The organism is Streptomyces sp. NPDC059874 (genome assembly GCF_042731135.1).
In the GTDB taxonomy this organism is placed as follows: domain Bacteria; phylum Actinomycetota; class Actinomycetes; order Streptomycetales; family Streptomycetaceae; genus Streptomyces.
Genome location: NZ_JBHWJY010000061.1, coordinates 17,548 through 28,486, shown reverse-complemented (window position 1 = coordinate 28,486; position 10,939 = coordinate 17,548). Strand labels below are relative to the sequence as shown.

Here is a 10,939-nt window from a genome sequence, read left to right as displayed (position 1 = left end):
CCCGGCGCGGCAACATCTCCGCGACCGTCCGGGCGGGGGCCGTCCGGGCGGGGCCCGTCCGTGTGCCCACACCGCCGGCCTGCCTACGCCTTCGGCTGCGCGCCCTGGATGTGGAAGTTGAAGTCGACGTGGCCGAGCTTGCCCATCAGCTGGAGCCAGATCGGCAGCAGCATCTCGGGGCCCCGCGCGGTCTGGATCCCACCGAGGTCGAGCACGCTCGCCTCGGGCCACCCGAAGGAATACAGCAGCTCGCGCACCGTCTTCTTGGCGTCCTCGTCGTCGCCGGACAGGAAGACGTTGTGGTCCCCGGCGACCCGGGTCGGGTCCACCATCACGGCGGCCGTCATGGTGTTGAGGGTCTTGACGACCCGCAGCTGGGGGAAGGTCCGCTGGATGAGCTCGCCGAGGCTGTCGGTGTTGGCCGGGTCGAGCACGGGCGGCCATCCCTGCGAGAAGTCCAGCGGGTTGGCGATGTCGATCAGCACCTTGCCGTCGAGGTGCCCGGCGTCGGCGGCGTTCAACGCGTCGACGCTGACCCGGCCCCCGGTGGCGTTGACGAGGACCTCGCCGGTGCGGGCGGCGTCGGCGAACGGCAGGAGCTCCACCTCGGGGTGCCGTGCCTGCCACTCGGCGTAGGGCGCGGCCGGGGCTCCGGTCGCGGCCGGCTCGGTCCGGGACAGCGTGGTGGCGGGGTCACGGGTGCCGATCACGACGTCGTGCCCGAGGGAGAGGAGCCGTTCGGCGACCGTACGGCCCACGATCCCGGTGCCGAGGATTGCGTAGCGCATTGCGGATATCCCTTCACGCGGAAGCGCGGACAGTCCGGCTTCCCGATCGGCCAACCACGCCTGCGCGCACGGCATTCCGGCCTTCCGGCATTCGGTACGCCGCAGCGCGTCAGTCCAGGATCCCCACGTCGTAGAAGAAGCGGTAGCGGTTCGGGTCGTCCGGCAGGAACCAGTGGAAGCCCTCCTCGAAGAAGACGGCCACGATGTTGACGGCGATCACCAGGCCGAGGAACGCCAGCGTGAAGGTCCCGGCCGTCCGCAGCGGTCCCGGGGCGGTGGCCGGGACGGTGCGGGCCGCCGTCGTGTGGGCGAAGGCCATGGCGATGCCGATGGCGACCACGGAGGCCTGGAAGAGGATCCAGGCCCAGACGTACAGGTGCAGCCCGAAGGCCTCGCTCCCGTACCCCTTGTCGCCCGGCAGGATGTGCAGCATGGTCTGCCGCCAGGACGCGAAGGAGCCGGCGATCACCGCGACCAGGGACAGCCCCCAGCCCATCATGTAGTCGCGGCCGGTCAGCACGCCGTGCGACATCGCCGTGCGGACGATGTACGCCGCCCCCATCGCGGCCAGCAGCATGAACATCCGCTGGACGATGCAGAGCGGGCAGGGGTACTCCCACATCCCGAACTGGTAGAAGAGGCCTCCGCAGACGACTCCCGTCCAGCCGACGGCGAAGAAGCAGGCGAACCAGTACTGGACGCGGCCGAGCAGGCCGCTGGTCGGCGCCGCCTCCGGCAGGAGGCTGTGCATCGCGGCCACCGTCAGTAGCTCAGGTTCAGGGCGAGGCTGCTGGTGATGTGGTGCGCCATCAGCAGGATCACGGCGATCAACATGACCCACCACGCTCCGAGCACGACCATCCGGGACGACTCCCGGTACATGGCGATCAGCGTGGCGAGGAGGCCGCCGAAGATGAGGGTGTCCATGAACCGGACGGTATCGATTTACGGACAAACCGCCCGCAAGGCGCGCCCCCGGTTACTTCGCTTGCCCCCGCCTCTTGCGTCGGCCGCGCCGCACCCGCACCCCGCCCGCGCCGCCCCGGCTCCGGCCCCGGCCGTCCAGGGCGATCCAGACCCGGACCTCGGTCCCGCCGAGCACCGAGCGGCCCAGCCGGACGTCGCCGCCGGTCGATTCCGCGACCCGGCGCACGATGTCCAGGCCGAGGCCCGTGGAGCCGTCGCGGGCGCCGTCGTTGCCGCGCCGCAGGGCGGCGTCCGGGTCGTCGATGCCGGGGCCCGCGTCGGAGACGAGCACGATGACCGCGTCCGAGGCGTCGTGGACGTCCACCGCGAAGGGGGTGCCCTCGGGGGTGTGCCGGAAGACGTTGCCGAGCATGGCGTCGAGGGCGGCGGCGAGTTCGGGGCGGGCCACGGGGATCCGTACCGTACGGTCCACGCCCGCGAGGCGCACCTCGCGGCCCTCGTCCTCCGCGAGCGCCGACCAGAACGCCATCCGGTCGCGGATCACCTCGGAGGCGTCGCACCCGGCGTTCCCGCCCGCCCCGGCGGCCAGGCCGGTCGCGGGGCGCTGCTCGCGGGCCGTGCGGATGATCGTGTCGACCTCGCGTTCCAGCTGCTCCACCGCCGCCCGGGTCTGGTCGGCTGCCGGACCGTCCCCGAGGGAGGCCGCGTTGAGCCGGAGCACCGTCAGCGGGGTCCGCAGCCGGTGCGAGAGGTCGGCGGCCAGCTCCCGCTCGTTGGCGAGGAGTTCCACCACCTGGTCCGCCATCGCGTTGAACGCGAGGGCCGCCGAGCGCAGTTCCTTCGGCCCGGCCTCGGGGACCCGCGCGCCGAGCTTGCCCTCGCCCAGCTGGTGGGCCGCGTCCGCGAGCCGCTCGGCGGGCCGGACCAGCCGGGCGCCGAGCCGGTCGGCGACGCCGACGGAGCCCACGATCAGTGCCAGGGCGACGCCCGCGAGGATCAGCCAGGCCGTCGTGACGCCGTTGCTGACCTCGCTCTCCGGTACGAGGATCTCCACCACGGCGATGTCCCCCGAGCCGAGGGCGGTCGGCTGGAGCAGCGCCGAGCCCCCGCCCGCCACGGAGGCCGTCGTGGCCCGCCCCATCCGCCGGGTCTGCGCGACGGCCTGCTCACCGGCCCAGCCCCCGCCGATCTCCACGGGGGCGCTCGTGCCGATCGCCGGCACGTGCACGGCCATCCGCCGGGCGGCGCCCATCTGCGTGGACTCCACCGCCTTGCGCAGCTGCACCGGGTCGGTGGTGATGGACAGGGTGGGCCCGATGGTGGCGGCCTGCCGCTCCGCGTTGGAGAAGGCACGGTCGCTGGCCATCTCCTGGACGACCAGCCCGAGCGGCACGGCGAAGGCCACGACCACCATGGCGGTGACCGCGAGGCACACCTTGACCAGCGCCCACCTCACGCCGGACCCCTCACTGCGGCGGCTCCAGCTTGACCCCGACACCCCGCAGGGTGTGCAGGTAGCGCGGCCGGGCGGCGGTCTCGCCGAGTTTGCGGCGCAGCCAGGACAGGTGGACGTCGATGGTCTGGTCGTCCCCGTACGACTGCTGCCAGACCTCGGCGAGCAGCTCGCGGCGGGCCACGACCACCCCGGGCCGCCCGGCGAGGAAGGCCAGCAGGTCGAACTCCCGGCGGGTGAGGTCCAGTACCGTCCCGTCCAGCTCGGCCTGGCGGCGCAGCGGGTCGATGGCGAGCCCGCCGACGCGCAGCACGCGGGAGGGCGGTTCGGCGCCGGCGGCCGCGCGGGAGCGGCGCAGGACTGCGGCCATCCGGGCGGAGAGGTGCTCGACGGAGAAAGGTTTGGTCAGGTAGTCGTCGGCGCCGTCGTTGAGCAGCCGGACGATCTCCGTCTCGTCGTCGCGCGCGGTCGCGATGATCACGGGTACGTCGGTGATGCCGCGCAGCATCTTCAGCGCTTCCGACCCGTCCAGGTCGGGCAGTCCGAGGTCGAGGATGACCACGTCGAAGCGGTGGTGGGCGACCTCGCGCAGGGCCTCGAGGGCCGTGCCGACGCTCCGCACGGTGTGCGAGGCCTCGGTCAGGTGCCGGATGAGGGCGGAACGTACGAACTGGTCGTCCTCGACCACGAGCACACTTGCCATGGCCCGCACCGTAGCCCATACGGGGGACCCACCGGGGTGTCGGGACACTGTTGTGGCGGGTGGTGCAGTATGTGCCCTGATGCGAAGAGGATTTGTACATGCCATGGCATGGTTGCTGGCGACCGGGGCGGCGGTGACCCTGTCGTGGTGGGGCGTGCACACGGTCATGTCGGGCACGGCCTACGATCCGCCGCTCGCGGTGCCGCTGGCCACCCAGCCGCTGTCCTCCTCGACCCACCGGACGATGGCGGAGCAGTCGCCTTCCCCGTCCGGGTCCCCGACGCCCACCGGCTCGTCGCCGGCCACGCCGTCCTCGGCCGCTCCCTCGACGGGGAAGCCGTCCTCGAAGCCGCCGGCTTCCCCCCGCCCCGGCCAGCAGGCGGAGGGGGACACGGGCAAGGTGCAGGCCTATCCGGTGTCCGGCGGCCGGGTCGTCTTCTCCCTCGGCGCCTCGTCCGCCGAGCTGGTTTCCGCGACCCCGGCAGCCGGCTGGCGGATGCAGGTGTGGAAGCAGGACATGTGGATCCGGGTCACCTTCACCAAGGACGGCCGTGAGGTGTCGGTGTTCTGCACCTGGCACGACCACCCGCCGCTGGTGGAGATCGTCGATCCCTGAGGAACCCCTGAGGAACCCCTGAGGAACCCCTGCGGGAACCGCTGCGGGAACCGCTGATCCGCTACGCGGGGACGGTGCCCACCAGCACGAACTCGTTGTACGGGAAGACCTTGCCCATCGGGCGCGGGAAGGGGAAGGAGTAGGCGCGCCGCACGGCGAGCCCGGCCCGCCCCGCGTGGCTGCGCAGCTCCTCGAAGCCGACCCAGCGGACGTGGGTGGCGTCGGTGCGGTAACCGACCTCCTGCGGGGTGATCATGACGACCGAGCCGCCCGGCTTGACCAGCGGGAGGTACTGCTCCAGCAGCGCCGCCGCCGTTTCCTCGTCCACGTGCTCCAGCACGTGCGCGACGAGCATGCTGTCGAAGGAGCCGGGCCCGCAGTCCTGGGCGGCGGCCAGCTCGTCGGGGGTGTAGGCGGTCAGTCCGCGCTTGCGGCAGGTCTGCACCGAGTGCGGGTTGTGGTCGACGCCGATGCTGTCGGGTCCGCAGTTCAGCAGGTTGCGCCCGATCCCGCAGCCGACGTCCAGGACCCGGCCGAGCTGCAGCCGCCGCAGGTTCCACCGGTACGGGGCCTGCGTGGGCAGCAGCCGCTTGATCCCCGACTGCTCCAGGCGGGCGAGCCTCCGGGTGTAGTCCGAGCCGGCGGTGCTCGGAGTGGACGCACCGGGGGTTGCGGGGGAATCAGCCATCGTTCGCCGTCTCCTGAAACGTGTCGCAGGAGGGCGTGCCCTCCCGGGGACTGACAGGTTACGCAGGCTCCGCCTCCGGAGGGAAACCCCCGAGATCATTAGCTGACCAGCACTCTTCCGCATCCCGGGCGAAGCCGCACCTATCGGAAGACCGACGGCGGCGGCTGCGGCGAGGCCACCGCCGAGGCGTCGGCGACCGGGGCCGCGCCACCCGCGAAGTCCGCCAGGGCCCGGCCGTGCTCGACCCGTCCCGGGTGCGGGTCGCTCGCGACCCGGCGGGTGAACTCCGCGACCGGGAGTTCGCGGTCGGAGGCCACCAGCACGGCATTGCCGAACCGTTTCCCCCGCCACACCACCGGATCCGCGGCCAGCGCCAACTGCGCGAAGCGGGACGCGGCCGTCGCGATCTGGCCCCGCAGATGCGTCAGCGGCGGGCCGTCCGCGAGGTTGGCCACGTACCAGCCGGTGGGCGCCAGGGCACGGCGTACGTCGTCCAGGAACTCGGCGCTCGTCAGGTGCGCCGGTGTGCGCGCCCCGCTGAACACGTCCGCGATCACCAGGTCCGCCCAGCCGTCCGGCACCTTGGCGAGCCCGGCCCGCGCGTCCACCGCCCGGACCCGGACCCGCGCCTGCGGGTCCAGCGGCAGGTGTTCCCGTACGAAGGCCACCAGCGCGGCGTCGATCTCCACGACCTGCTGGGTGGAGCGGGGGCGGGAGGCGGCGGTGTAGCGGGCCAGGGTGAAGGCACCGCCGCCCAGGTGCACCACGTTCAGCGGCCGGCGGGCGGGCGCGACGAGGTCGATCAGGTGGCCTATCCGCCGCTGGTACGAGAAGTCCAGGTACTCGGGATCACCCAGGTCGACGTGCGACTGCGGGGCCCCGTCGATCAGCAGCGTCCAGGCGTCCGGACGCTCCCGGTCCGGCTCCAGCTCCGCCCGGCCGCCGTCCACCTGCCCGACGACCGCCTCGGCGCCGCCGCGTCCGCCGCCCGAGCCGCGCTGCCTGCCCTTACCTCTGTCCCTGCCTGCCACCAGCCCATTATCGCTGGTCAGCGACAGTTGTCGGCGGCCTCGATCAGTCGGGCCGCCTCCCCGAGCGCCGCGCGCAGCACCTCCGGGTCGGTGACCGGCCCGACGGCTTCCGGCGGGAGCAGCCAGCCGGTGGCGCCCGCGATGGGCGAGACGGCGTCGCCGAACCGCACTCCGCGCCCGTTGGTCTGCGTACACGCGCTGCCCGGCAGGTCCCAGGCGTCGGCGGTGCCGGGCGGGACGAGGAAGCCGAGGGTGTCGCCCGACCCGTCGTGCAGGACCGGCCCGACCCCGCCGGCGGGGCTGGCGGCACGGCGGATGATGTCCACCGCCTCCAGCCCCTGCCGGGTGGGCACCGTCACCAGGTCCAGATCCAGGGCCGGAGCCGAGACCGCGACCGGTCCCGGGGCCCTTCCGGGCTCGGGCGCGGTGTTCGTTCCAGTGCTCTCCATGCCGCCCTCCACCAAGGGAACCCCTCCTCGATCCGTATCCGCATGGGTTCAACGCACGGGAACGTCAACGGGTGCGGCGGCAAGACGCCGCAAAGGATGGCAGTTCATGGCGGATCGCGGGTGAGATATCCGTTTTGTAGCCAAACACCGCATGAACGCCCCTGCGCTGGCGGTACGTTCATGCGCGCCGGGCCCCACCTCACACGTCACAGCACCGGCGCTGGGTTCCTTGCCAGAGAGGCCACGTCCATGGCGGCGTCCCCCCACTCACCCAACTCCACGTTCCGGCGGCTGCGCGGGCAGCACTCCCCGGCCGAGTTCGCCGCCCTGGTGCGTCGGGCCGCGAAGGAAATCGGCGAAACGGTTTCCTGCGATGCCCGCTACATCGGCCGGGTCGAGTCCGGCGAGATCCGATGTCCCAACTACGCGTACGAGCGGGTGTTCCTCCACATGTTCCCCGGCCGCGCCCTGGCCGACCTCGGCTTCTCCCCCCGGGAGGCGGTCCGCGGCCGCTCGGCGCAGCGCGACGCGGACCCCGACCCCGCCTCCTCCTTCACCCTCACCAACCGTTCCGGTCCCAGTTCATCCAAGGAGAGCGACGTGCTGCGTCGCGCGTTCATGGCGGGCGGCTCCGCGACCGTGGCGGCCGCGACCCTCAGCCTCACCCTGCTCGGCGACAGCCGCCGCTTCCCCTCCCGTGCCGGCGAGTCCGAGGCGGCCGCCGTCGAGGACGCCGTCCGCCAGATCCGGCTGCTGGACGACCGGCACGGGGCCGACGCCCTCTACCGCCGGGCCGCGGAACCGTTGCGGACGGCCTACGCGCTCCTCGACGCGGGAGCCACCCGGCAGTCCACCGAGGACCGGTTGCACGCGGGCGCCGGGGAACTGGCCGTGTCCGTCGGCTGGCTGGCCCACGACTCCGGCCGCTTCGACGACGCCCGCTCGCACTACGCGGAGGCCCTCGCCACGGCCCGGGTGTCCGGGGACGCGGGCCTGGAGGCGCACGCCTTCAGCAACATGGCCTTCCTGGCCCGGGACTGCGGCCGCTCCCGCGAGGCGGTACGGGCGGCCCAGGCGGGCCGCCGCGCCGCCCGCTCCCTCGGCTCCCCGCGGCTGCTCTCCCTCCTGGCCCTCCGGGAGGCCGGCGGCTGGGCGGGGCTGGCCGACCGCAAAGCCTGCGAGGAGGCGCTGACCCGGGCGCACACGGAGTTCTCCCGAGGCGCGGCGGCCGCCGACCCCGAGTGGATGTCCTTCTTCGGCGAGGCCGAGCTGGAATCCCTGGAGTCCCGCTGCTGGGCCGCCCTCGGGGAACACGCCCGCGCGGCCCGGCACGCACGCCGCGCCGCCGACCTCCAGGACCCGCACTTCGCCCGGAACGTGGCCCTCTACACCGCCGAACTGGCCGGAGACCTGGCCCGCGCCGGCGCACCCGACGAGGCCGCCTGGGCGGGCGGCCGGGTGATGGACCTGCTGACCGAGGTCCACTCCACCCGCATCCGCTCGATGCTCTCGGAAACGGCCCGAGCCCTGGTCCCCCACCAACGCTCCCCCCGCGTGGGGGCGTTCCTGACCCGGCACGCGCACGTAGAGGCGTAATAGAGCGATTAACACAAGGATGAAAAGCGCCCGCGGATCATCTGAATAACATGCCGATAATCCGCCGGGAAATGATTGATGCGGTCGAGTCGCCATGCTGGATGAATGCCCGAAAACGTCCCCTTCCGTGTGTTATCTCTGATGCGCAGCAACCGCCGACCGACTTTGTCGTTCGCCCGGTTCCTGAATTCAGAAGCGGCTGGTACCCACGGGAGGACCCGCAGTGATGGAATCCGTGCAACCACTCAGGCAAACGGGAAAGCGTCACAAGAGCAGAGCGTCCGTAGGCATTCGAGTGGCGGCGGCAGCCGCAATGATCTCGGTGGGCCTGGTTCCGGCGCTCGCGTCGGCCCAGGCGCCGGCGCCCAGCCTGCTGGGCAGCAACTTCGAGATCGACACTGACGCCAACCTGCGCGTCGACCGCCCCGATCTCGCCGGAGAGCTCGACTGGGCGAACGTCACGCAGGTGAGAAGGGCCGACACCCCGTCCGGCCAGACGGACAACGCGTTCGGTGGGGGCAGCAAGGAAGACGACGTCAACACGACCGTCGGATTCGGCGGCGTCCCGGACAAGAGCGACCTGAAGAACTTCGGCGTCTTCCAGGAGGGCGGCGCCAACGGTGGCTTTCTCCACATGTACTGGACGCGGGGCCAGGACAACGACACGGGCACGACGAACTACGACTTCGAGTTCAACAAGAGCCAGACGCCCAGCAACAACGGCGTCACGCCGCTGCGCTCGGCCGGCGACCTGCTGATCAGCTACGACCTGTCCAAGGGCGGAACTCATCCGGTCCTCCGCCTGCGCAGGTGGGTGGGCAACTCGACGTCCGGCCAATGGGGTACGTCCGTCGACCTGACCAGCGCGGGCCTGGCCACGGGTTCGATCAACACCAGCGCCATCCCCGCCTCCGAGTCCGACGGCCTGGGCGCGCTCAACCCGCGTACCTTCGGCGAGGCCTCGGTCGACCTGAGGGCGATCTTCGGCTCGAACGGCTGCACCTCGCTCGGCTCGGCCTTCGTCAAGAGCCGCGCCTCGGACTCGTTCACGTCGACGATGAAGGACTTCATCGCGCCCGCGAACATCTCCATCAGCAACTGCGGCAGCGTCGAGATCATCAAGACCAACGATGCCGACAGGCCGCTTGCCGACGCGACCTTCACGCTCTACACCGACGGCACTCCCGTCGGCGGTACGCGTGGTCCCGCCTCGGAAGACCCAATCACCACCTTCACGTGCACGACCGCCGCCGACGGCAAATGCACCATCACCGCCGTCCCGAAGGGCTTCTACTGGGTCGTCGAGACCGGTGTCCCGGCGGGCCACACCGCGGCGCCCGAGACGGCCATCGAGGTCGTGGCCAGCGAGAAGGTCCAGGTCCCGCTCATCAATCCCCGCCAGACGGGCGCGATCCTGGTCACCAAGAACAAGCTGCGCCACCCGAGCATGGGTGAGAAGAAAATTTCGGAGCCCCACGTGGGTGTCGAGTTCACGGTCAACGGCGTGACGAAGGTGACCGACTCCCACGGCCAGGCCTGCTTCGACGGCCTGCTGTTCGGGGACTACACGGTGACCGAGACCACCCCCGCCAACTACACGTCCGTGAGCGACCGTGCCGACAACAAGCTCACGGTGGACAACGCGGCGTCGTGCCCGGCGCCCAACGGCCCGATCAACGGCTTCGAGGGCGAGACGATCGACTTCATCAACACGCCCCTGTCGCGCATCACGGTCGACTTCGACTCTCAGGTGACCAACCCGAACCAAACCCCCCAGGACGCAACCGCCTCCAAGATCAGCTGCACCGGACAGACTGCGGACACGCCCGACACCACGCCGACCGCGTTCGACGACGACAGCGAGACGTTCTCGGACCTCCTTCCGGGTACGTACACGTGCACCGTCATCATCGACCCGTGAGCCTGACGCTCCGCTGAACTGACCCACCGCGCACAGCACACGGCGCCCGACGCGAACCACGCGTCGGGCGCCGTGTCGTTGCCCCGCCGCCGGGTCAGGCGCTACCGGTCCCGTCCAGGTGACCCGTGTCGTTCCAGCGTTCCAGCGCCGGCGCGCCGTACGCCCAGCCCAGGACCGACAGGGAGGTCGGGTCCAGGCGGATGCGGGCCCCGAAGGACACGTCGAGGCCGAGCCAGCGGGCGGCCAGCGTCCGCAGGATGTGCCCGTGCGCGAAGACCAGGACGTCCCGCTCCGCGGAACGGGCCCACGCGACCACCTCGTCCGCCCGCGCCCCGACGTCCGCGACGGACTCGCCTCCCGGGACGCCGTCGCGCCAGATCAGCCAGCCCGGGCGGATCGCCTGGATCTCGGCCGGGGTCATTCCCTCGTAGTCGCCGTAGTCCCACTCCATCAGCGCGTGCCACGGATCGGCCTGCGCGCCGAAGCCCGCCAGGTCGCAGCTCTCGCTCGCGCGGACCAGCGGGCTGGTGCGCACCTCCACGCCCGGCAGGCCCTTCCACGGGTCACGGGCCAGCCGCTCGCCCAGCAGCTTCGCGCCCCGCCGGCCCTCCTCCAGCATCGGCACGTCCGTGCGTCCGGTGTGCTTGCCGAGCTTGGACCACGCCGTCTGGCCGTGACGGGCCAGCAGGATGCGGGGGGCCATGTGTGTTCTCCCGGTGGGTGAGAGTTTGTGAGGTTTTAGGGCGATTCCATCGTCCGTACATCAT

12 protein-coding genes are annotated in these 10,939 nt (G+C 71.7%); 3 read left to right on the top strand and 9 right to left on the bottom strand.

All coding sequences use genetic code 11. The annotated features are described in order from the left end of the window. Positions 1 to 83 precede the first annotated feature (83 nt). From ACFV9H_RS28870 to ACFV9H_RS28850, 5 genes are all read right to left on the bottom strand, one after another. Positions 84 to 788, bottom strand: a complete 705-nt coding sequence (locus tag ACFV9H_RS28870) for an NADPH-dependent F420 reductase (protein ID WP_385403759.1) — start codon at positions 786 to 788, stop codon at positions 84 to 86. Positions 789 to 897: 109 nt separating this feature from the next. Then, the gene (locus ACFV9H_RS28865) at positions 898 to 1,539 is read right to left on the bottom strand and encodes a disulfide bond formation protein B (RefSeq protein ID WP_385403757.1); all 642 of its coding nucleotides are present in this window, start codon (positions 1,537 to 1,539) and stop codon (positions 898 to 900) included. Positions 1,540 to 1,550: 11 nt separating this feature from the next. After that, positions 1,551 to 1,715: a DUF5993 family protein gene (locus ACFV9H_RS28860; RefSeq protein WP_365171527.1), complete on the bottom strand. Its 165-nt coding sequence runs from the start codon at positions 1,713 to 1,715 to the stop codon at positions 1,551 to 1,553. Between the two features lie 52 nt (positions 1,716 to 1,767). Beyond that, positions 1,768 to 3,171, bottom strand: a complete 1,404-nt coding sequence (locus ACFV9H_RS28855) for a sensor histidine kinase (protein WP_385403754.1) — start codon at positions 3,169 to 3,171, stop codon at positions 1,768 to 1,770. A 10-nt stretch (positions 3,172 to 3,181) separates the two neighbouring features. Beyond that, the gene (locus ACFV9H_RS28850; RefSeq protein WP_385403751.1) at positions 3,182 to 3,871 is read right to left on the bottom strand and encodes a response regulator transcription factor; all 690 of its coding nucleotides are present in this window, start codon (positions 3,869 to 3,871) and stop codon (positions 3,182 to 3,184) included. A 79-nt stretch (positions 3,872 to 3,950) separates the two neighbouring features. Between ACFV9H_RS28850 and ACFV9H_RS28845 the strand changes: the two genes are divergently transcribed. After that, positions 3,951 to 4,487 (top strand): hypothetical protein, encoded by a 537-nt coding sequence (locus ACFV9H_RS28845; protein ID WP_385403749.1) that lies wholly within the window; start codon positions 3,951 to 3,953, stop codon positions 4,485 to 4,487. A 61-nt stretch (positions 4,488 to 4,548) separates the two neighbouring features. Here the strand turns inward: ACFV9H_RS28845 and ACFV9H_RS28840 are convergent, their stop codons facing one another. From ACFV9H_RS28840 to ACFV9H_RS28830, 3 genes are all read right to left on the bottom strand, one after another. Further along, a complete protein-coding gene (locus ACFV9H_RS28840) occupies positions 4,549 to 5,175 on the bottom strand; it encodes a class I SAM-dependent methyltransferase (RefSeq protein WP_385403747.1) in 627 nt (208 codons plus the stop codon). 140 nt (positions 5,176 to 5,315) lie between these two features. Continuing rightward, the gene (locus ACFV9H_RS28835) at positions 5,316 to 6,206 is read right to left on the bottom strand and encodes a spermidine synthase (RefSeq protein WP_385403745.1); all 891 of its coding nucleotides are present in this window, start codon (positions 6,204 to 6,206) and stop codon (positions 5,316 to 5,318) included. Positions 6,207 to 6,223: 17 nt separating this feature from the next. After that, the gene (locus ACFV9H_RS28830) at positions 6,224 to 6,655 is read right to left on the bottom strand and encodes a hypothetical protein (RefSeq protein ID WP_385403744.1); all 432 of its coding nucleotides are present in this window, start codon (positions 6,653 to 6,655) and stop codon (positions 6,224 to 6,226) included. Between the two features lie 249 nt (positions 6,656 to 6,904). Between ACFV9H_RS28830 and ACFV9H_RS28825 the strand changes: the two genes are divergently transcribed. Both ACFV9H_RS28825 and ACFV9H_RS28820 read left to right on the top strand, forming a co-directional pair. Further along, on the top strand, positions 6,905 to 8,251 hold the full coding sequence (locus ACFV9H_RS28825; protein ID WP_385403742.1) for a tetratricopeptide repeat protein: 1,347 nt from the start codon (positions 6,905 to 6,907) through the stop codon (positions 8,249 to 8,251). Positions 8,252 to 8,564: 313 nt separating this feature from the next. Beyond that, the gene (locus ACFV9H_RS28820) at positions 8,565 to 10,172 is read left to right on the top strand and encodes a collagen binding domain-containing protein (RefSeq protein ID WP_385403739.1); all 1,608 of its coding nucleotides are present in this window, start codon (positions 8,565 to 8,567) and stop codon (positions 10,170 to 10,172) included. A gap of 94 nt (positions 10,173 to 10,266) precedes the next feature. Here the strand turns inward: ACFV9H_RS28820 and ACFV9H_RS28815 are convergent, their stop codons facing one another. Then, a complete protein-coding gene (locus tag ACFV9H_RS28815) occupies positions 10,267 to 10,875 on the bottom strand; it encodes a histidine phosphatase family protein (RefSeq protein WP_385403737.1) in 609 nt (202 codons plus the stop codon). Positions 10,876 to 10,939 lie beyond the last annotated feature (64 nt).